We start from the raw sequence: 20,359 nt of genomic DNA on the forward strand, positions 1-20,359 counted from the left end.
CCCAGCTCCACGGTTCGCGGTTTCACGTGAAACGGACCCAGACGTGAGTACTGCAGGAAAGGACGCGGGTATGCAATCGCACGACCCGGTCTACGGGTCGCCGGCTCCGGCGGCCCGCGATCCCCTGGACCAGGATTTGCCGATCGCCAGCGAGGCGCGGACCGCCGCGGCCATTCGCGGCGGCGCACTGCCCCGGATGCCGAAGCCGGCCCGGCGACGGGTCATGGTCGTCGCGAACCAGAAGGGTGGCGTCGGGAAGACCACGACGACCGTCAATCTCGCCGCCGCGCTGGCGATGCACGGGCTCAAGGTCCTCGTGATCGACCTCGACCCCCAGGGCAACGCCTCCACCGCGCTCGGGGTCCCGCACCACTCCGGGGTGATGTCGACCTACGAGCTCCTCGTGGACGGCGCCGGGATCAAGGAGTGCGTGCAGGAGGTCGAGGGGCTGCCGGGGCTCAGCTGCGTTCCGGCCACCATCGATCTCGCCGGCGCGGAGATCGAGCTCGTCTCGCTGGTGGCCCGGGAGTCACGGCTGCTCAAGGCGATCGAGTCCTACACCGAGGACCTCGACTACGTCCTCATCGACTGCCCGCCGTCGCTCGGCCTCCTGACCATCAACGCCCTGGTCGCGAGCCGCGAGGTGCTGATCCCGATCCAGTGCGAGTACTACGCGCTGGAGGGCTTGGGCCAGCTGCTCCGCAATGTGGACATGGTGAAGGCGCACCTCAACCCCGAGCTGAACGTGTCGACGATTCTGCTCACCATGTACGACTCCCGGACGCGCCTCGCTCAGCAGGTGGCCGAGGAGGTGCGGTCCCATTTCGGGGACATCGTGCTCCGGACCGCGGTGCCCCGCTCGGTCCGGATCTCCGAGGCCCCCAGCTACGGTCAGACCGTGATGACGTACGACCCGGGCTCGGCCGGGGCGCTGACGTACCTGGAAGCCGCCCGCGAGATCGCCGCTGCCGGGGCGATCTGACCGCCCGACCCCGCTCCACGCTCACGTGTTTCACGTGAAACCCACCGCTCGACCGAAGGACGCACGCCGTGACTGACCGCCGCCGGGGACTGGGCCGCGGACTCGGAGCCCTGATTCCCACCAGCGCTCCCGCCGCCCCTCGCCCGACCGAGACCGAGCCGGACGCCCCCACCGCCCCGGTTCCCACCGTGGTCACGGCGTCCGCACCGTCCCCCGCGGCGACCGTGCCCGACGAGCCCTCGGACCCGGAGCCCACCGTCGAGTCGTCCGGGGTCCCGAGCACGCCGGCCGGGTGGATCGACGACAGCGAATCGGACAACCTGGTCGCCGGCGCCTACTTCGCGGAGATCCCGCTCGACGCGATCACGCCGAACCCGAAGCAGCCGCGGCACGTCTTCGAGGAGGAGCAGCTCAACGAGCTGATCCACTCCCTCAAGGAGGTGGGCCTGCTCCAGCCCATCGTCGTCCGTCCCCTCGGCGACGAGAAGTACGAGCTCATCATGGGGGAGCGGCGCTGGCGCGCGTCCCAGGCGGCCGGCTTCGAGACGATTCCCGCGATCGTCCGCGAGACCGACGACGAGAAGATGCTCGTCGACGCGCTCCTGGAGAATCTGCACCGGGCCGCGCTGAACCCGCTGGAAGAGGCGGCCGCGTACGACCAGCTGCTCCAGGACTTCAAGTGCACGCACGAGGAGCTCGCGGCGCGCATCGGCCGGTCCCGGCCGCAGATCTCCAACACGCTCCGCCTGCTCAAGTTGCCGCCGCCCGTGCAGCGCCGCGTCGCCGCCGGCGTGCTGTCCGCCGGGCACGCCCGGGCGCTGCTGGCGCTGGACGACGCCGCGGCCCAGGAGCACCTCGCCAATCGCATCGTCGCCGAGGGCCTCTCGGTGCGCACCGTCGAGGAGCTCATCGCGCTCGGCGACGCCGGTCCCAAGCCCACGCGCAAGGTGCGGGCCGGCCGCCGGACCGCTCCGGCACTGGACGACCTGGCCGCCACGCTCGGCGACCGGTGGGACACCCGCGTGAAGGTGCAGCTCGGCCAGAACAAGGGCCGCATCGTCGTCGAGTTCGCCTCGGTCGAGGATCTCGAGCGCATTGTGGGGCTGATGTCTCCGGGTACGATGCTGGGGTCGCTTCGCGGAGAGTGAGCGGTTGATGACGCGCCGTCTGGTCAACATCACCCTCGACAACCTCGACGAGCTGCCCGTCCGCTGCCGGAGCTGCGTGTACTGGGAGCTCGACCCGGTTGCGGCCGACCGTGCCGCGAAGGCGGGTGACCCGGCGCTGGAGAAGGAGGCCTGGGTCTCCGCGACCCTGCTCGAGTGGGGCTCGTGCGGCAAGCTCGTCCAGGTCGACGGCGTGACCGCCGGCTACGCCGTCTTCTCCCCGCCGCTCTACGTCCCCCGCTCGGTCGCGTTCCCGACCAGCCCGGTCAGCGGCGACGCCGTCCTGCTCACCACGGCGCACGTGTTGCCCGAGTTCTCCGGGCAGGGCCTGGGCCGGATGCTGATCCAGGGCGTCGCGAAGGACCTGGTCCGCCGGGGCATCAAGGCCATCGAGGCGTTCGGCGACGCGAAGTGGGACAAGCCGGGGTGTCTGGTCCCCGCCGACTACCTACTGGCGGTCGGCTTCAAGACCGTCCGGCCGCACCATCGGTACCCCCGGCTCCGGCTCGAGATCAAGAGCACCCTGAGTTGGCGGGAGGACGTCGAGGTCGCCCTCGAGCGGCTGCTCGGGTCGATGGCCCCGGAACCGGTGTTCCGGCCGGTCTGACGGGTCATCAGGGCATCGAGGGGTGCCGCTCCGACGCTCCGTCAGATCGCGACGGAACCGCGTCTGAATTGCGGTCAGAACAGCGGGCATGAGTCACTGACGTCACGTCAGTGTCCCTGTGTCACAAGGGTTTCGTGCGTCCTGATCAGGAGCGGGAGCCGGACTCCGCCCACAGGCTGTCGACCCGCAGTGCGCCGGTCGGAGCGTCGTCCTCCGGGGGCAGGTAGAGCCGCTGGACGGCCACGAGAATCGCCTCCGCGACCACGTCACGAAAGGACGGGTCGGCGAGGCGCGCAGCGTCGCCCGGGTTCGTCAGGTAGCCGAGGTCGAGGCGGACGGCCGGCATCCGGGTCCGGCGAAGCAGGTCCCAGGTCTTGCCGTGCGTCCCGCAGTTCAGCAGGTCGGTGCGGGCGACGATCTCGCGCAGGACGAGCTCGGCGAACCGCTCACCCGTGGCGCTCGACTGCCCCCAGCGGTCGGTGCCGAAGTAGTACGTGGCGACACCGTTCGGCAGGGGGCTGGCGTGCGAGTCGACGTGCAGGGAGATGAACAGGTCCGCGCGGGCCTCGTTGGCGAACATCGCGCGCGACTCGTCGTCGACGTTGGTCCGCCGCGAGTGGCGGGCGCTGATCGCGCGCGTCAGGTACGCCTGGACGCCGGTGGCCGTGAGGCGGCCCTCGACGCGGGCGGCGAGGTCCTCGACGATGCTCGCCTCGGTGAGGCCGTTGGCCACGTTGCCGTGGTCCAGGCCGCCGTGGCCGGGGTCGATGACGATGACCTTGCCGCCGAGCCGGGGTCCGGAGCGGGCCAGCGCCTCGGCCTCCCGCAGGTTCTGGTGGTGGCCGCCGGTGACGGTGCGGGCGAGCCGGTCCAGCGCGCGGAAGGTCTCCGGGCCGCAGGTGCCGTCCGGCGTCACGCCGAGGCTGCGCTGCAGCTCGCGGAGGGCCTGCGCGGTGTCGGCGCCGAAGATGCCGTCCACGCGGCCGCAGTTGAAGCCCATGTCGAGCAGCCGGCGCTGCAGGGCGGCCACGTCGTCGCCGCGGAGCAGGCGGCTGACCTGGTGCGACAGGACGCGGTCCCCGAGCCGGTAGCGGGCCTCCTCGAGGGCCTCTGCGGTCTCCCGGCCGACCAGGCCGTCCACGTTCAGCCCCCGCTGCTGTTGGAAGTGCCGGACCGCCCGGTCGCAGGCGGCGTCGAAGACGGCCTCGTCCGGGTCGAGAACGGCCTCACCGGGATCGGGGAGGAGGCCCAGCATCACGAGCTTGCGCCGGATCTCCGCCACCGCGGGACCGGTGTCTCCGAGCCGGAGCACGGGGTGACGCCGCGAGTTGTCCAAGGCGCTCGCCTCCTCCGCACCACGGTCGGCGGCGGCTGCCGCACAGAGATCAGGACAGAAACAGGACCAGCGTCCGAGCGTAGCCAGTGTGGCGGCTCGGGTCAGGCGAACGCCCCGGGCGCGCCGACCCGGGGCGTTGTGACGTACGTGAAGGCCGCGTACGGCTCAGCCGAACGACTTAGACGAAGGCCGCCAGCTCGTTGAGGATCATCGGCTTCGGGCGCGCACCGATGATCTGCTTGACGACCTCGCCGCCGGAGTAGACGTTCATCGTCGGGATCGAGACGACGCCGTACTTGGCCGCGGTCTTCGGGTTCTCGTCGACGTTCAGCTTCACGATGCGGATCTTGCCCGCGTTCTCGGCCGCGATCTCCTCGAGGATCGGGGCGACCTGGCGGCAGGGGCCGCACCACGGCGCCCAGAAGTCCACGAGCACGGGTACCTCGGACGCGAGCACGTCAGTCGCGAAGGTGTCGTCGGTGACGGCTTCGATCGATCCCATCAGGGGTTCTCCTGTTCGGTTGCCGGTCGGATGGCCGGCGGGGGTTGGCGGGAAGTTCGCGGTGACTCAGCGGGCATTCAGCGGGCATTCACCGGGTGCGGACGGGGGTCAGGCCTCCACGAGGCCGCCGGTCTGACCGGCGTTGCCCTCGAGGGCGGCGAGGAAGCGCTCGGCGTCCAACGCGGCGGCACAGCCGGTGCCGGCCGCGGTGATCGCCTGGCGGTAGATGTGGTCGACGACGTCGCCGCAGGCGAACACGCCGGGCAGGTTGGTCCGCGCGGTGGGGTGCTGGACGAGCACGTAGCCCTCGGCGTCGAGGTCGACCTGGCCCACGAAGAGCTCCGAGCGGGGCTCGTGGCCGATCGCCACGAACAGCCCGGTGATCTCGAGCTTGGACTCCTCGCCGGTCCGCGTGTTGCGGACGACGACGCCGGAGAGCTTGCTCTCGCCGAGGATGTCGATCGGCTCGTGCTCGAGCAGGAACGTGATCTTCGGGTTGTCGAGCGCGCGCTGCTGCATGATTTTCGACGCCCGCAGCTCATTGCGGCGGTGAATGATCGTCACCGAGCGGGCGAACCGCGCGAGGAAGGTCGCCTCCTCCATCGCCGAGTCACCACCGCCGACGACGGCGATGTCCTGGTCGCGGAAGAAGAACCCGTCGCAGGTGGCGCACCACGAGACGCCGTGCCCGGACAGCCGCTTCTCGTTCTCCAGACCGAGCTCCTTGTACTTGGAGCCGGTGGCGATGATCACCGTCCGCGCGGAGAACTCGCCCGTGGCCGTCGAGACCTTCTTGATCTCGCCGGTCAGGTCGACCGACACGACGTCGTCCGGCACGAGCTCGGCGCCGAAGCGCTGCGCCTGCGCGCGCATGGCCGTCATCAGGTCGGGGCCCTGCACACCCTCCGCGAAGCCGGGGAAGTTCTCGACCTCGGTGGTGTTCATGAGGGCGCCGCCCATCGTGACGGCGCCTTCGAACACGAGCGGCTGAAGGTCCGCGCGCGCCGCATAGATCGCCGCGGTGTAGCCGGCCGGCCCGGAGCCGATCACGATCACGTTCCGCACGTCAGTCACGCCAGGCCTTTCGCCGGTATCGGTGTCTTGCGGGTGGACCCCAGATCTCGGGGTCCACCGCGTTCAACCGATCCTAGGGGCGGGCGATTCCCGCCCCCGGCTCACGGCTCCGTGGACGTCGCCAGGCCGTTCGTCAGCGTGTTGCCGACCGAGGAGGTGACCCCGGGGGTCACCGTGCTCGTGCTCACCGACGGGGCGGTGCTGGTCTTCACCGACGGCGTGACCGTGTTCGTGTTGGAGTTGGTGTTGGAGTTGCTGTTCGAGGGCGACTGGTTCGACCCGCTGTTGCCGTCCGACGTGGTCGGGGCCGGCTCGGCCTGGGCGGACGGGAAGTCGACCCGCATCTCCCACTGGACGTCGGCCGCGGTGGCCGGTGCGGCGCTCGTGCACTCGCCGTAGACGACGTACCCGACGGCCTGCTTGGCCTCGGAGCCGTTGCGGGCGACGATGACCGTCGCGTTCTGCCCACGCCAGACACCCGCGTCGCCGGCCAGCACCTCGCCGAGCTTGAGCTGGGTGGCGCACCGCTTGACCTTGGCCTGGAGCTCGGCCGGCGCCGGACCCCGGGCGGGGACCGCCGCGTCGGACTGGGAATCGGAGCGCACGGCCTTGGACGCCGCGCGGCCCTGGTCGGTCGAGTTCGAGGCCGAGCCCGCGGGCGCGCCCTCGGCGGTGTAGCCGGCGTTGCGCAGCAGTGCCTGCACCTTCGCGGCGAAGTTGTCCGGGTTGTACGTGTCGCCCGAGTTCGTGACGTACGGGTCGCTCTGCGCGGACTGCGCCGCCATCGTCGAGGCCTTGTTCGGGCCGTTCGACGGCCTCGCCGCCGGGGCCTGGGGCGTCGGCTCGGGCGTGGCCTGCGGGGTGTTCTCGGCCGCCTGGGGTGTCTCCGGTGCCGGAGCGGTCACCGTGGGACGGGGGTCGTCGGCGCGGAACGTCGCGATCTTGCGGGACTTGCCGGACTGCACGTCGAAGGTGCGGACCTCGGTCTGGCCGTCCTTCTTCGGCACGACGACGACGCCGTCGGGGAAGAGGACCTTGCCGCTCTTGAGGAAGACCGCGCCGGTGCGCTTGTCCGCGACCGAGCCGTCCTTGCGGCGCTCGGCGTTCTTGCCCTTCGGCTTCTCCTTCGCGCTGAGCGCGTAGGCGAGGTAGCGGGCCGAGTTCGTGGGCTCGGCGCTCGGGTTGTCCAGGGCGCCCAGGTCGTCGCCCGGGTTGCCGGCGTCGGTGTTGTCGAGGGCCTGCATGCCGATGGCGACGCCGCCGATCAGCAGGACGAGGCTGGCGGCGACGGAGGTGACCCGGGCCGCGGGGGCGAAGCGACGGCGGGAGGCGAGATCGATGACCGCGGCCCCTTCGGCGCCCTTACCCGGTGGAGTCGTCCCGACACGCTTCGGAGTCACGGGCTCCGCGGCAGCCAGATCGGCGAGAGCGGCATCGATCCGGGCCGCGTACTGCTCGGGCATCGGCCCCGGGTCGTCGGCGGCAAGGATGGTGCTCACCGAGACCAGGAGATCGGCCTCCGCCGTGCAGTCGGCACAGCTCGCGAGGTGGTCGGCGACGGCCGTGGATTCGGCGTCGCCGAGGAGACCCTCGGCGTAATCCGCCAGGGTCTCTATCGACAGGTGCTCATGCGTATTCATGTCCGCCGGTCCGCTCCCTCCGCCGGCCCGGACTGGCCTGGCGGTCCCCCCGAACTTTTCGCCGCGCCCCGGTGCAAGGGCACGACTTTGTTCTTGACCTCACCTTCGACGTTGCCGGGGCCGTTCTCGTTCCCCTCCCGGCGGGAATGTCCTCCGGGTGGGTCACCGCCCTGGCGCAGATGGGCGAGAAGGGGTACCAGCCGAGCGCGGCCACGCGCACAGCGGCTCTTCACGGTGCCGGTCGGGACGCCGAGAATCTTCCCGGCCTCGTCGACGGGGTAGCCCTGCAGATCGACCAGGACCAGCGCGGCGCGTTGGTCCGGCGGGAGCGTGTCGAGGGCGGCGGCGATGTCCATCGAGAGGTCCGCGCCGTCGGTCGGGTCCTCCGCGACGGCGACGTCGCGGCCGCCCTTCTCCTCGTCCTCCTGCTGGTCGGGCAGGGGGACGGTCTTGCGGATGTTCTTGCGCCGCGCCCGGTCCAGGCAGGCGTTGACCACGATCCGGTGCAGCCAGGTGGTGATCGCGGAGTCCCCGCGGAAGCCCTCGGCCGCGCGGTACGCGGACACCAGGGCGTCCTGGACGGCGTCGGCCGCCTCCTCGGGGTCGCCCAGCGTGCGCAGTGCGACAGCCCACATACGGTCCCGATGCCGGCGGACGATCTCGCCGAAGGCGTCTGGGTCGCCCTCGCGATGCCGTTCCAGGAGGAGCCGGTCAGGGACCTCGGTCAGGTTGTGCACGAGCCCGGGGCCCCCTGCCGATGTCAGCACCGATGGTGGAGTGTCACGTCGGGCTAACGGTACTCAACGAAACCTCCGGGCTCGGGACATCTGGAACGGAGCCGTACTCGGGCCGCGTATGAGGGCCCTCACGCGCAGCTTGACCGGGCGACTCGCCGGCCGACCTACCCGCAGTCTTACCCGCTCACCGTGACCTCGGAGATGCCACCCCGGTAGGTCGGGCCGGGACCGGGCGGGAGCTGGGTGATCCAGATCAGGACGAACCGGGTCCGAACGGCCGACGCGAAGCGGATCGTCTCCTCGCGGGCGGCCGCCGTGGTGCTCGCCGCCACCCGGAAGGCGGACAGGGTGGACGGGGCGGCGTTCGCGGTCAGCGCCGCGGCCCGGACCTCGATCGTGGCCCCCTCGTCGGGCAGGCGCAGCTTCACCTGGCGGACGGTCTGCGCGTCGCCGAGGTCGAGCACCAGGCCGACTCCCGGCTTCAGCCCGCCGAAGGCGCGGGTGTTGTACGCGACGGTGCGCCAGGCGGTGCGGGGCCGGTCGTCGACGGCGTAGCGGGCCTGCTTCGGGTTCTCGGAGCCGTTCCCGGGCGGCGGGTCGAAGTCGCGGGCCGCGACGATCGGGATCGCGACCAGCGGTGCGGCCGCCTCCGGCGTGTTCGCCTGGCCGCCGAGGCTCTCCGGGGCGAGGGCCCGCAGGAGCTGCCAGCTGAGCAGGACCAGGCCGATCACCAGCATCCCGATGACCGCCACCTGCGCGCCGCGGGTCGCCGCGGACGGTTTCCACCCGTCCGGAGTAGGCATCGGGGACAGGATCCCGGTGACGACCGCCGACATCGTGCCCGTCGTGTCGGCCGAGGGTCCGCCGCTCGGCGGGCGGGGGCGGGGCAGCTGGTGCAGCGTGTCCTTGAGTTCCCCCGGGCTGCGCAGCGGGCTGCCGGCGCGGGGGGTCGGGTTCAGGAGCCGGTCGACGATCGCGTCCATCGCGTCCGGCACGCCGGCCCGGACCTGACGCGGGGTGCAGATCGCGCCGTGCTCGAACGGGGCCGCCGCCAGCCCGAAGGCCTCGCCCTCCGGCCACCGCGCGGTCAGGGCCGCGTAGAGCACGCGGCCCAGTCCCCGGGCGTCGGAGCGGGCGGGGTCGCCGGCGGTCGTGGAGTGCAGGGCAGCCTCGACGCAGAGGCCGAGGATCTTCACGTGGCCCGACGGCAGGACCAGGACGGTGTCGGCCTGCAGCCGCAGGTGCGCCAGCCCGGCCTCGTGCGCGGCGGCCAGCGCCTCGGCGGCGTCGCGGATCATGGTCTGCGCGACGTCGGGGTCCAGCGGTCCGTGGGCGAGCACCGTCGAGAGCGGCTGCGCGTCCGGCAACCACTCGTGCACGACGTAGGCGTACGGCTCGCGGTGGACGGCGTCGAGCACCCGGAGGAACCGGGGGTCGTCGACGGTCGCGGCCAACTGGGCAGCCTCGAGGACCGTGGGCGTCAGCTCCGCGTCGCTCGGCAGGATGTGGATCCCGACCGACCGGGCCAGCTTCTCGTCGGTGGCCTGCCAGGTGGAGAACCCGTCCGACTTCTCGATGCACTCCAGCAGGCGGTAGCGGTCGGCGAGGCGCGTTCCCACCTCCGGGGTGGCTGAGACCACCTCACCGTCCTCCTGACCGGGCGTGCCAAGGTCGGCAGCGGCCGTCAGTTCCCGCCGGGTCCCCGAACAGCCCCTCGCGGCCATGCTAGGCGTTCGCCGGAGCGGCCGGAGCCGAACCGCGCCAGCCGTGACGTGCCGGCCGGAACATGCCGGCCGGAACACGTCGGCCGGAACACGTCGGCCGGACAGGTCAGCCGCGCCGGAGAACCGGCCCCAACAACTGGGTCACCTCGGCGATCCGCATGCGCAGGGTGATTCCCAGGTACGCCGCGAGCATCGCGCCGCCGCCCGCGAGCACGCTGACCGCGGCGGCCGTCGTGCCGCTGCCCCAGATCCGGTCGGCGATCTCGCCGATCGCCACCGCCGGGATCGCGGCGAGGACGGCGGCCAGCGCCATCCGCTCGTAGGTCCGGACGACCCCGCCGTCGAGCGGGCCCAGGTAGCGCCCGAGCTTGCGGGCGGAGATCTGGACACCGACCGCGTAGGACGCGGCATAGCTGAGCGCGAGCCCGACCGCCACCCACCGCGCGGGCAGGAACGTGACGCAGGCGAGGGCGAGCGCGATGTTCGTCCCCGCGATCCAGACGTTGATCGTCACCGGGGTGCGGGTGTCGGAGAAGGCGTAGAACCCGCGCAGCAGCTGGTGGTGCACCGAGAACGGGACCAGCGCCACGGCGAACGCGGCGAGGACGTAGCCGATGTACTCCGCGTTGGCGACCGAGGTGTTGCCGTGGCCGAAGCCGAGGACCGCCATGCTCGGTCCGAGCACGATGAACGCGATCGCGGCCGGGATCAGCGCGGCGCCGGTCAGTCTCATGCCGCCGGCCAGGTCGGCGCGGACGTCGTCGAGCCGGTTGTCGGTCACCGCCCGGGCCATCCGGGGCAGCAGCGCCGTCACCACCGACACCGTGATCACGGCGTGCGGGAGCAGCATGATCAGGTACGCCTTCGTGTACGGCGTGAAACCGCGGCCGGGGTAGCCGTCCGCGGCGGCCGTCTCCTCGATCCCGGTCGCGATCTGGACCACGACGAGGTAGGCGATCTGGTTGACCAGGACGAACAGCAGGGTCCAGGTGGCCAGCCGGTAGGCCTGGCCGAGGCCGGTGCCGCGCAGGTCGAACCGGGGCCGGTACCGGTAGCCCGAGGACTTGAGGAACGGGAGCAGCGCGAGCGCCTGCACCACGACGCCGAGCGTGGTGCCGATGCCGAGCAGACGCATCTCGCCGTCGCTGATCGTCTCGGTGCTCGGGTGCTCGCCGGCGGTGATCACGAGGAACATCACGCCGGTGACGATGACGACGAGGTTGTTCAGGATCGGGGCGAACATCATCGGCCCGAAGCGGCCCCGGGCGTTGAGCACCTGCCCCAGCATCACGTGCAGGCCGTAGAAGAAGATCTGCGGCAGCAGGTAGCGGGCGAAGGTGACCGCGACGTCGTAGTTCGCCTCCGACCCCTCGCCGTGGGTGAAGGCGTAGGCGTACGCCGAGATCACCAGCGGCGCCGCGATCACCGCGGCGACGGTGATGACGAGCAGCACGAGGCCGATCGCCGTGATCAGCCGGTCGGCGAAGGCCTTGCCGCCGTCGGGGTCCTCCCGCATCGCCTTCACCAGCTGCGGGACGAACACTGCGTTGAGCACGCCGCCGGCCAGCAGGATGTAGACGATGTTCGGCACGGTGTTCGCGACGTTGTAGGTCACCGAGAACGCCGTGGTGCCGATGGCCCAGGTCAGGACGACGTCGCGTCCGAAGCCGGTGATCCGCGACAGGACGGTCCCCGCCGCCATCACCGCGCTGGAGCGGGTGATGCTGGGCTCGGCCGTGGGCTCGGCGGTAGGCTCGGCGGCAGGCTCGGCCGTGGGACCGGCGGGCGGATCGGGGGGCGCTGAACTCATGCGGCGGGTCTCCGGAGGCGGCGGACGTTGCGCAGGATCGCCGTGCCGAACAGGACGCTGCCCGCCGCGATCAGCACGATCAGGCCCACCTTGCCGAAGCTGGTGACGTTGACCCGCAACTGGGTGGTGTCCCCGAACGGCATGCCGGTCGCGTCGAGCAGCTGGACGTCCACCTGGGTGATGCCGTTGGACGAGGCCTCGGCGGGGACGCGCACCGTCTGCTTGCGGCCGGCGCCGATCGTGATCAGGTCCGGGTTGGTGACGCTCAGGCGGCTGCCGACCCGCGGACGGAGCACCGGGCGGACCCGGATCGCCTGGTCGAGCTGGTTCGACACCGTCAGGGGGATCGTGCCGCGGGTGCTCGAGAGCGTGACCAGGTCCCGGCCGATCACCTGGACCTGGTCGATGTCGGAGGAGATGCGGTCGCTCACGGCGAGGGCGTAGTCGCGGCCGCCGGAGCGGTTGGTGCGCCAGGCCGTCGACACCGAGCTGAGCAGGGCACCGGTGTAGGTCGTCTCGAGACCGCCCGGCCGGGCGAACAGCCGGACCAGGCCCTCGGCGGCCGCTCCGGCCTGCCCCATCCGGGCCACCTGCGCGGCGGCGAGCTCCGCCGCGGTCGCGGACTGCGGGTAGACCAGCGTCGCGCCGGCGTACTCGGTGGGCACCCGGGTCCGGGACAACGACGCGAGCCCGACGGTGCGGACCCACGGCGTGCGCTCGACGGCGTCGAGCAGCGCGGCGGACCAGCCGGCGGGCGGGGCCCATCGGCGCGGCGGCGCGACCAGGATCGTGCGGGCGGCGTTCGGGCGCTCGAGGGTGATCAGGGCAGTCTCGGCGAGGAACCGCTGCGCGGCGAGTGCGGCGGCCCCGGGCGCGCCGAAGTCGACCGAGAGCGTGTCGATCAGGCCCTGGTCGGCGACGAGGACCTCGAGCGAGCCGTCGTCGGACTCGATGCGGGCCCGGCCGGTCGGGGTGTAGGTCCGCTCGCTGGCGAGCATCAGCGCGGAGCTGGAGAGCACGACGGTCTTGGCGCCCGCCCGGCGCAGTGCGCCCAGGGTCTTGGCGTCGGCGAACCCGTCCGCCGGCCACGCGACGGTGGTGTCCGACTCCCGGCCGAGCCGGGCGCCGGTGACCTCCTTCGACCGCGCGACCGCCCGCTCGAGTGCGCCGGGGTCGCCGTGCCGGGTCAGCGCGACGACGTCGGGGTCGGCGTAGGGCAGCGCCGCGACCGGGGTGTTCGCGAGGCGGGCCTTGAGCTCCGCGAGCCAACGGCCGGCCGCGGGATCACCCTCCTCCGCCGTCGTGCCGCGCCCCTCCTGCCGCTCGTGGTCCGCGGACAGCGCGGCCGCGCTCTCGAGCAGCTCGGGGTCGACCATCCAGGTGACCGGGACCTGGCCCGGGGCGACCGCGAGGTCGGCCAGCCGTCCGCCGGGCAGGAGCTCCGCGTTCGAGGTGCCGGGAAGGAAGACGCCGTGCGCGTCGCGCGCCGGGGTCCCGACGAGCGGCCAGATCCAGGTCAGCTTCGTCGGGGAGTAACCCTCCGCGTTGGGGAGGAACGGCAGGAACGTCGTCAGGGTCGACAGCTCGCGCAGCTCACCGTTGCCGATCCGGCCGGTCGCGCGGATCTCGAGCACATAGACACCGTTGCCCGGCAGCCGCAGCGCCTTGGCGGGGACCGAGACCTGCCAGGGCGAGACGCGACCCGAGGTCACCTCGCCGGGGATCCGGGTCGCACCGGGCACGGTCCGCATCGAGCGCCGGTCGTCGGACCCGGCGGCGATCGCCGCCAGGTCGCCCCGGCTGGTCAGGGGGGCGGTCGAGACGCGGAGCCCGACCGAGATGTCGGAGAACGCGTCACCGCCCGGATTGACGAGGTTGCCGCGCACCGTGATCCGGCCCGTCGGCCGGGGGGCGACGGGGGCGACCGAGGTCAGCTCGAGCCGGCCCTCCTGGTTCGCCGCCGCGGTCCGGACGTCGGCCGGGCCGACCGCGGCCGTGGCGCCGGCCGTTGCGCCCGCCAGCGCCGGGGCACCCACCAACAGAGCGATCGCGGTGACCACGGCGGGGGCGCGTCGCCACCGCGCGCTCACGGCGTCTGCTCGGCCGCGATCGCCAGCTGTTCGGGCACCTTGGCCATCAGCTTGCGCTCGGTGTCGTAGGCCAGCCGGGACGGTAGTTCCTCCAGCGGGACCCAGGCCACCTCGTCCACCTCGACGTCGGCGTCGGACAGCTCGCCGGACTGCGCCTCGAGGAGGAAGTGGTGCACGGTCTTGTGGATCCGGGCGCCGCCGGCGACGAACCAGAAGTCGATCACACCCAGTTTGGCCAGGACGGAGCCCCGGATGCCGGTCTCCTCCTCGACCTCACGGACCGCGGCGTCCTCCGCCGTCTCGCCCGCCTCGAGGTGCCCCTTCGGCAGGGACCAGAGCAGGCGGCCACGCTTGTCGAAGCGCCCGATCAGGGCGCCCTGAGGCACCGGCCCGGCGCGGTCCACCACGAGGCCGCCGGCCGAGACCTCCGACACGGTCCGTAACCGCTTGGACGGCGACGGCGAGGGCGACGGCATCCCTCGATGCTAGTCCGGTGATCACTCCCGGCGCGGGCCGTTGCTCCGCCGGGCGCGGCTGAGTCGGCCACGCCCGGCGGTTCGGATGTCGGTTCGGTTGTGGTTGCGGTGCCGGTCCGGTGCCGGCGGCTGAGCCTCAGCTCATGGCGATCGCGAAGAGCCAGTCGAGGTTGCGCCGGGGGAACTTCGCGGTGCCGGAGTCGAGGACGGTGGTCGAGCAGTTGCCCTTGACCGCCACCTTGGCCCACTTGACCTTGTCGCCGTAGCTGGCGTAGCTCACGGTCACGCGCTCGCCCGAACCCGTCTTGAAGGTCTTCTTGTGACCCTTGGTGACCGTCACGGCGTTCTTGACCTTGGGCCACTTGGCCTGCACGGCCTTCTTGATGCCGAGCTGGTCGTCCACGTTGTCCGTGCCGTACTTCGCGGTCAGGAGACCCTTCTTCGTGATCTGCACGGTGTGGGTGCCGGGCTTGTTGAACTTGATGGTCGTGCCGCCGACCTTGAGATGGGTCCGCTGGTGGTCGGTGACCTGGTAGATGGTCTGCGCCAGGCAGGCGGCGGACGCGGGGGTGGCGGCGGCGAGCGGCAGGGCGACGCCGGCGGCCACGACGGACGCGGCGAGCAGACCGGCAGAAGGAGTGAGCAGCGACATCGGGAACTCCAGGGGGTGGCGTCAGGTGATCACAGCGTGACCCGGGTTGCCCCGCGATGTCGGGATTTGGTCCCCTTTTGGCCGATCGTCGTGGCGCCCGCCCCCGTCACCTAGGCTGGCCCCTCGTGTCCGGACGCTCCACTCCCAGCTCGTCGACCGCGGCGCCGACCCCGAACCCGGCGGCCCTGTCGGCGGCCCAGCGACGCGCGGTGGGCGAACTGCTCAAGGCCGCCCCCGTCGCCGTCGAGCTCGCGGACCGGTTCGTGGCCGCCGGCGAGCAGATCGCGCTGGTCGGCGGCTCGGTGCGCGACGCCCTGCTCGGCCGCCTCGGCGCCGACCTCGACTTCACGACGTCCGCCCGTCCCGAGCGGACGGCGGAGATCCTGCGCGGCTGGGCCGAGGCGATCTGGGACGTCGGCGCCGCGTTCGGCACGATCGGCGCCCGGCGCGGGGACTTCCAGCTCGAGATCACGACCTGGCGGACCGACGCCTACGACCGGTCCTCCCGCAAGCCCGAGATCGAGTACGGCACCAGCCTCGCCGAGGACCTCGTCCGGCGGGACTTCACCGTCAACGCCATGGCGGTCGAGCTGCCGGAGATCCGGTTCGTCGACCCGCACAACGGCCTGGTCGACCTCGCGGCCGGCGTCCTGCGCACCCCCCGCAGCCCGGAGGAGTCCTTCTCCGACGACCCGCTCCGCATGATGCGGGCCGCCCGGTTCACCGCCCAGCTCGGCATCGGCATCGCGCCGGAGGTCTCCGCGGCCATGACCGCGATGGCGGACCGCATCGAGATCGTCTCGGCCGAGCGGGTGCGCGACGAGCTGGTCAAGCTGGTCTGCGCGCGGTTCCCCCGGCGTGGGCTGGAGACGCTCGTCGAGACCGGTCTCGCGGAGCGCGTGCTGCCCGAGGTGCCGAAGATGCGCCTGGAGATCGACGAGCACCACCGGCACAAGGACGTCTACGAGCACACGCTGACCGTGCTCGAGCAGGCCATCGACCTCGAGGACGACGGGCCGGACTTCACGCTCCGCTTCGCCGCGCTCATGCACGACGTCGGCAAGCCGAAGACCCGGCGCAACGAGCCGGGCGGTCGCGTCAGCTTCCACCACCACGAGGTGGTCGGGAAGAAACTGACCGCGGCTCGGATGAAGGCGCTGCGCTTCGACAAGGCCACGACCGAGGACGTCGCCCGGCTCGTCGAGCTGCACCTGCGCTTCCACGGCTACGGCACCGGGGAGTGGACCGACTCGGCGGTGCGCCGGTACGTCCGCGACGCCGGGCACCTGCTGCCGCGGCTCCACAAGCTGACCCGGGCGGACTGCACGACCCGCAACAAGCGCAAGGCCGCGGCCCTCGCCCGGTCCTACGACTCCCTCGAGGAGCGCATCGCGGTGCTCGCCGAGCAGGAGGAGCTGGCCTCGATCCGGCCCGCCCTCGACGGCAACGCGATCATGGCCGAGCTCGGGATCCGGCCCGGCCCGGTCGTCGGCGAGGCCTACAAGTACCTCCTCGAACTCCGCATGGACCGCGGCCCGATGACGGAGGAGGAGGCGCGCGCCGAGCTCCACGCGTGGTGGGCGGCCCGGTCCGAGTCCGCCGACGAGCCCGGAAGCGAACCCGGGAAAGGAACCGGAACGCCGCAGTAACGCAGGCGAACGGACATTTCGCTCCAATGGGGCGTTCCGGGCCGGCGCAACACCCGAAACGCATTCCGAACCGGTAACGGGCCCTGCCGTTGGGCACTTAACCCTGCCTACGGTGCGAGTCACCTATGCCGAGTGACCTCGGCGGATGTAGGAATGCTCTGACGGCACCACCCTGCGTAACCACACCTGCTTGGACAGCCTGCTAGGAGGAGCGACCGGATGAGAGCCCTGAAGCGCGGACACAAAGTGGTGGCGCTGGCCGCCGCAGGGATGCTCCTGGCGACCGGCTGCGGCGGCGACGACGACAACAACGCCGGCTCGGACGCTCAGGGCAACCTGACCGGCCCGATCACCGAGGGCGGCACCGTCAGCGTCCACGGCTGCAAGCCCGAGCGTCCCCTGCTGCCGGCGGACACCGCTGAGGTCTGCGGCGGCGACGTGCTCGACAACGTCACCGCGAAGCTGGTCCGGTACCACCCGGAGACCGGCGACCTCGAGAACGACCTCGCCGAGTCGATCGAGACCAAGGACAGCAAGACCTTCACGGTCAAGCTGCTCAAGGGCGTCAAGTTCCACGACGGCACCGAGGTCGACGCCGACAGCTTCATCGACGCGTGGAACTTCGCCGCGTACGCGAAGAACGCCCAGCAGAACGCGTCCTTCTTCTCCCAGATCCAGGGCTTCGAGGACGTGAACCCGGAGGACCCGGACGGCGACGGCCCGAAGGACCCGCCGGACCCCAAGACCGACAAGCTGTCGGGCCTGAAGAAGGTCAACGACACGACGTTCACGATCACGCTGACGCGGCGTAACTCGACGTTCCCGATCCGGCTCGGCTACACCGCCTTCTCCCCGCTGCCCGAGTCGTTCTTCAAGGACAAGGGCAAGTCCTTCGGCAAGAAGCCGATCGGTGCCGGTCCGTTCAAGCTGACCTCGTTCAACCCGGACCGCGAGATCGTCCTCGAGAAGGACCCGAACTACGACCGGGCGCGTAAGCCGCACATCGACAAGGTCATCTACCGGATCTACACCAGCGAGGACGCCGCCTACGCGGACGTGCAGGCGAACCAGCTGGACATCACGAACATCATCCCGACGAGCAAGCAGCTCGACCGCCTCTACGCGCGGGACCTCGGTGGCCGCTTCGCGACCCGCGCCGAGGGCGTGTTCCAGTCGATCACCTTCCCGCCGACCAAGACCGACCCGTCGTACTCGAACCCGAAGCTCCGGCAGGCGATCTCCATGGCGATCGACCGGGAGCAGGTCATCAAGCTCGCCTTCCCGGAGCGGGAGCCGGCCACCGGCTGGGTCTCCCCGGTCGTCAACGGCTACAAGGCCGGCGCGTGCGGTGAGTACTGCACCTACAACCCCGAGCGGGCCAAGCAGCTCTTCGAGGAAGCCGGCGGCTACAACGGCACGATGACGCTCGCCTACAACGGCGGCGGCAACCACGAGGTGTGGACCGAGGCGGTCTGCAACAGCATCCGCAGCGTTCTCGGTGTCGAGTGCATCGCCAAGGGCTCGGTCGACTTCGCGAGCTTCCGCTCCGCTATCGAGGCCAAGGAGCAGAAGGGCATGTTCCGCACCGGGTGGCAGATGGACTACCCGTCGATCGAGAACTTCCTCGAGCCGATCTACAAGACCAACGCCTCGTCGAACGACGGCAACTACTCGAACAAGGAGTTCGACAAGCTGCTGAACGACGCGGCCGCGGCGGCGAGCGAGGAGGAGGGCTACGCGCTCTACCAGCAGGCCGAGGCTCTGCTGGCGGAGGACATGCCCGCCATCCCGCTCTGGTACGGCGCGGCCATCCACGGGCACTCGAACAAGGTCACCAACGTGAAGGTCACGGTGTTCGGCACCTACGACTTCTCGTCGGTGACGGTCATCAAGTAAGTCCACGCGCCGAACCGGTTCCACCGTCAGCTGATGGTCCCTCGCACACACCGCGGGGGACCATCGCTGTTCCGGGGCCCGGTTCTCCGCCGGACCGTCCGGATCCGCGTAGCCTGATCGCGCCGGGTCGCCCGCCCGGTGCTCAGACCGTCCCCTGGAGCTGCTGATGGGTCGTTACGTCCTCAGGCGCCTTCTCCAGATGGCGTTCGTCCTCCTGGGCGCGACCTTCCTCGTCTTCGCGATGGTCTACGCCCTGCCGGGCGACCCGCTGGCGGGCAAGTGCGGTGAGCGACCCTGCTCGGCGGAGTACGTCCGGGCCGAGACCGAGCGCCTGCACCTGGACGACCCCCTCCCGGTCCAGTACGGCCACTACCTGAAGGGGCTCGCGCAGGGCGACTTCGGGACGACGGCCTCGGGCGACGACGTGCTCGACGAGATCAAGCGGACCTATCCGGTGACGCTCCGGCTGGGCACGATCGCGATCATCTTCGTCGCCATCGTGGGCGTCGGTGCCGGGATCATCGCCGGCGTCAGACGCAACGGATTGTTCGACCGCGTCTCCCTGGCCGGGACCCTGTTCGTGATCTCGCTGCCGATCTTCGTCATCGGCACGACGATGCAGTACTTCCTCGGGATCAAGATGGGGCTGTTCCCGGTGACCGCGACCAACGGGTCCTGGGGCCAACTGATCATGCCCGGCATGGCGGTGGGATCTCTGTCCCTCGCCTACGCCACCCGAATAACCAGAACCAGCGTCGCGGAGAACCTGCGCGCCGACTTCGTCCGCACCGCCCGAGCGAAGGGGATGCCGGAGCACCGGGTGGTGGGCATCCACACCATGCGGAACTCGATGATCCCGATCATCACGTTCCTCGGCACCGAGTTCGGGAGCCTGCTCGGCGGCGCGATCGTCACCGAGGGCATCTTCAACATCCCCGGCGTCGGTGGTCTTGTCTTCCGCGCGATCGCGTTGCGTGAGGGAGCGCTGGTGGTCGGTGTCGCCACCTTCCTGATCCTGATCTTCCTGGTGGTCAGTCTGATCATCGACCTGATGTACGCCGTCCTCGACCCGAGGATTCGCTATGAGTGATCCGTCCGCCGTCTCGGCCGACCTGACCTCCGCCCACGTCGGCGAGGGGTCCCAGGAGTCCGCGCGATCTCTCGGTCGCGACGCCTGGGACGATCTACGGAAGCGCCCGATGGTCATCGCGGCCGTCGTCATGATCGGGATCCTGATCGTGATGGCCGCGTTCCCCGGCCTGTTCACGTCGCGGGGGCCGCGCGACTGCGTCCCCCTCTACGCCCGTGAAGGGCCGTCAGGCGACGCCTGGTTCGGACGGGACCTGCTCGGTTGCGACGTCTACGCGCGCACCATCTACGGCGCTCGCGCCTCGGTGGTCGTCGGGGTGCTCGCCGCGGCGATGGTGTTCGTCGTCGGGGTCACCCTCGGCATGATCGCCGGGTACTTCGGCGGGTTCGTCGACACGGTGATCTCCCGTACCGCAGACGTCTTCTACGGCATCCCGTTCATCCTCGGCGCGATCATCGTCCTGATCTCGCTGCCCACCGGGTCCGACACCGCGTTCTGGATCCCGGTCATGAAGGTCGTCCTGGCGCTGACCGTGCTCGTGTGGCCGGCGATGGGCCGCCTCATGAGATCGAGCGTGCTGCAGATCAAACAGGCGGACTACGTCGCGGCCGCGCGCGCGCTCGGTGCCTCCTCCCCGCGGATCCTGCGGACGCACGTGCTGCCGAACGCGGTGCAGCCGGCCATCGTCTACGCGACGGTCGCCCTCGGTGCGTTCATCGGGGCCGAGGCCACGTTGTCCTACCTCGGCGTCGGTCTCCGCCCGCCGGTCGTCTCGTGGGGCATCGACATCAACCGCGCCACGGGCTACATGCAGTCGAGTCCGCACATGTTGTTCTTCCCGGCGGTGTTCCTGTCGATCACGGTGCTGGCGTTCATCATGCTCGGCGACGCCGTGCGTGACGCCCTCGACCCGAAGCTGCGCTGAGAG

The 20,359-nt window shown here is 71.1% G+C and carries 17 protein-coding genes; 7 read left to right on the forward strand and 10 right to left on the reverse strand.

Features of this window, described 5'->3' with window-relative positions:
• Positions 1-70 precede the first annotated feature (70 nt).
• The 3 genes from ABD401_RS12190 (at position 71) to ABD401_RS12200 (ending at position 2,755) form a co-directional block, all read left to right on the forward strand.
• On the forward strand, positions 71-982 hold the full coding sequence (locus tag ABD401_RS12190) for a ParA family protein (RefSeq protein ID WP_344605012.1): 912 nt from the start codon (positions 71-73) through the stop codon (positions 980-982).
• A 68-nt stretch (positions 983-1,050) separates the two neighbouring features.
• Complete coding sequence (locus ABD401_RS12195) at positions 1,051-2,130, forward strand: ParB/RepB/Spo0J family partition protein (RefSeq protein ID WP_344605014.1); 1,080 nt, start codon at positions 1,051-1,053, stop codon at positions 2,128-2,130.
• 7 nt (positions 2,131-2,137) lie between these two features.
• The gene (locus ABD401_RS12200) at positions 2,138-2,755 is read left to right on the forward strand and encodes a GNAT family N-acetyltransferase (RefSeq protein WP_344605016.1); all 618 of its coding nucleotides are present in this window, start codon (positions 2,138-2,140) and stop codon (positions 2,753-2,755) included.
• A gap of 145 nt (positions 2,756-2,900) precedes the next feature.
• On the opposite strand, the gene ABD401_RS12205 is transcribed toward ABD401_RS12200, so the two are convergent.
• From ABD401_RS12205 to ABD401_RS12250, 10 genes are all read right to left on the reverse strand, one after another.
• Positions 2,901-4,091 (reverse strand): N-acetylmuramoyl-L-alanine amidase, encoded by a 1,191-nt coding sequence (locus ABD401_RS12205; protein ID WP_344605018.1) that lies wholly within the window; start codon positions 4,089-4,091, stop codon positions 2,901-2,903.
• 178 nt (positions 4,092-4,269) lie between these two features.
• The gene (gene trxA / locus ABD401_RS12210) at positions 4,270-4,593 is read right to left on the reverse strand and encodes a thioredoxin (protein ID WP_425566122.1); all 324 of its coding nucleotides are present in this window, start codon (positions 4,591-4,593) and stop codon (positions 4,270-4,272) included.
• A gap of 108 nt (positions 4,594-4,701) precedes the next feature.
• On the reverse strand, positions 4,702-5,667 hold the full coding sequence (trxB, locus tag ABD401_RS12215) for a thioredoxin-disulfide reductase (RefSeq protein ID WP_344605020.1): 966 nt from the start codon (positions 5,665-5,667) through the stop codon (positions 4,702-4,704).
• Between the two features lie 101 nt (positions 5,668-5,768).
• Positions 5,769-7,307, reverse strand: a complete 1,539-nt coding sequence (locus tag ABD401_RS12220) for a zf-HC2 domain-containing protein (protein WP_344605022.1) — start codon at positions 7,305-7,307, stop codon at positions 5,769-5,771.
• Positions 7,304-8,074: an RNA polymerase sigma factor SigM gene (sigM, locus tag ABD401_RS12225; protein WP_425566123.1), complete on the reverse strand. Its 771-nt coding sequence runs from the start codon at positions 8,072-8,074 to the stop codon at positions 7,304-7,306. Before sigM ends, ABD401_RS12220 begins: the two co-directional genes overlap by 4 nt.
• Positions 8,075-8,220: 146 nt before the next feature.
• Positions 8,221-9,684 carry a protein kinase family protein gene (locus ABD401_RS12230; protein WP_344605024.1) on the reverse strand — a complete coding sequence of 488 codons (1,464 nt, stop codon included), beginning with the start codon at positions 9,682-9,684 and terminating at the stop codon, positions 8,221-8,223.
• Between the two features lie 190 nt (positions 9,685-9,874).
• Positions 9,875-11,578, reverse strand: a complete 1,704-nt coding sequence (murJ, locus tag ABD401_RS12235; protein ID WP_344605026.1) for a murein biosynthesis integral membrane protein MurJ — start codon at positions 11,576-11,578, stop codon at positions 9,875-9,877.
• Positions 11,575-13,668 carry a DUF6049 family protein gene (locus ABD401_RS12240; RefSeq protein ID WP_344605028.1) on the reverse strand — a complete coding sequence of 698 codons (2,094 nt, stop codon included), beginning with the start codon at positions 13,666-13,668 and terminating at the stop codon, positions 11,575-11,577. Before ABD401_RS12240 ends, murJ begins: the two co-directional genes overlap by 4 nt.
• Positions 13,665-14,144, reverse strand: coding sequence for an NUDIX hydrolase (locus ABD401_RS12245; RefSeq protein ID WP_344605030.1), 480 nt, complete (start codon positions 14,142-14,144; stop codon positions 13,665-13,667). The genes ABD401_RS12240 and ABD401_RS12245 overlap by 4 nt, the downstream gene beginning before the upstream one ends.
• Before the next feature lie 136 nt (positions 14,145-14,280).
• The gene (locus tag ABD401_RS12250) at positions 14,281-14,796 is read right to left on the reverse strand and encodes a hypothetical protein (protein ID WP_344605032.1); all 516 of its coding nucleotides are present in this window, start codon (positions 14,794-14,796) and stop codon (positions 14,281-14,283) included.
• A 125-nt stretch (positions 14,797-14,921) separates the two neighbouring features.
• Here ABD401_RS12250 and ABD401_RS12255 point away from each other — a divergent pair, with 125 nt between their 5' ends.
• The 4 genes from ABD401_RS12255 to ABD401_RS12270 all read left to right on the forward strand — a co-directional run bounded on the left by ABD401_RS12255 (position 14,922) and on the right by ABD401_RS12270 (position 20,356).
• Complete coding sequence (locus ABD401_RS12255) at positions 14,922-16,445, forward strand: CCA tRNA nucleotidyltransferase (RefSeq protein WP_344605034.1); 1,524 nt, start codon at positions 14,922-14,924, stop codon at positions 16,443-16,445.
• A 219-nt stretch (positions 16,446-16,664) separates the two neighbouring features.
• Positions 16,665-18,341 carry a peptide ABC transporter substrate-binding protein gene (locus tag ABD401_RS12260; RefSeq protein ID WP_344605036.1) on the forward strand — a complete coding sequence of 559 codons (1,677 nt, stop codon included), beginning with the start codon at positions 16,665-16,667 and terminating at the stop codon, positions 18,339-18,341.
• A gap of 166 nt (positions 18,342-18,507) precedes the next feature.
• Positions 18,508-19,431 (forward strand): ABC transporter permease, encoded by a 924-nt coding sequence (locus tag ABD401_RS12265; RefSeq protein ID WP_344605037.1) that lies wholly within the window; start codon positions 18,508-18,510, stop codon positions 19,429-19,431.
• Positions 19,424-20,356 carry an ABC transporter permease gene (locus ABD401_RS12270; protein WP_344605039.1) on the forward strand — a complete coding sequence of 311 codons (933 nt, stop codon included), beginning with the start codon at positions 19,424-19,426 and terminating at the stop codon, positions 20,354-20,356. Before ABD401_RS12265 ends, ABD401_RS12270 begins: the two co-directional genes overlap by 8 nt.
• The last annotated feature ends 3 nt before the right edge of the window (positions 20,357-20,359 follow it).

Origin of the sequence: Sporichthya brevicatena (assembly GCF_039525035.1) — a bacterium.
GTDB lineage: Bacteria > Actinomycetota > Actinomycetes > Sporichthyales > Sporichthyaceae > Sporichthya > Sporichthya brevicatena.

What these genes read in the sequence shown, in the direction of transcription:
- ABD401_RS12190 (WP_344605012.1), top strand. Translation starts at nt 71, where the DNA reads ATGCAATCGCACGACCCGGTCTACGGGTCGCCGGCTCCGGCGGCCCGC.
- murJ (WP_344605026.1), bottom strand. Translation starts at nt 11,578, where the DNA reads ATGAGTTCAGCGCCCCCCGATCCGCCCGCCGGTCCCACGGCCGAGCCT.
- ABD401_RS12245 (WP_344605030.1), bottom strand. Translation starts at nt 14,144, where the DNA reads ATGCCGTCGCCCTCGCCGTCGCCGTCCAAGCGGTTACGGACCGTGTCG.
- ABD401_RS12250 (WP_344605032.1), bottom strand. Translation starts at nt 14,796, where the DNA reads ATGTCGCTGCTCACTCCTTCTGCCGGTCTGCTCGCCGCGTCCGTCGTG.
- trxA (WP_425566122.1), bottom strand. Translation starts at nt 4,593, where the DNA reads ATGGGATCGATCGAAGCCGTCACCGACGACACCTTCGCGACTGACGTG.
- ABD401_RS12220 (WP_344605022.1), bottom strand. Translation starts at nt 7,307, where the DNA reads ATGAATACGCATGAGCACCTGTCGATAGAGACCCTGGCGGATTACGCC.
- ABD401_RS12270 (WP_344605039.1), top strand. Translation starts at nt 19,424, where the DNA reads ATGAGTGATCCGTCCGCCGTCTCGGCCGACCTGACCTCCGCCCACGTC.
- ABD401_RS12265 (WP_344605037.1), top strand. Translation starts at nt 18,508, where the DNA reads ATGGGTCGTTACGTCCTCAGGCGCCTTCTCCAGATGGCGTTCGTCCTC.
- ABD401_RS12260 (WP_344605036.1), top strand. Translation starts at nt 16,665, where the DNA reads ATGAGAGCCCTGAAGCGCGGACACAAAGTGGTGGCGCTGGCCGCCGCA.
- ABD401_RS12200 (WP_344605016.1), top strand. Translation starts at nt 2,138, where the DNA reads ATGACGCGCCGTCTGGTCAACATCACCCTCGACAACCTCGACGAGCTG.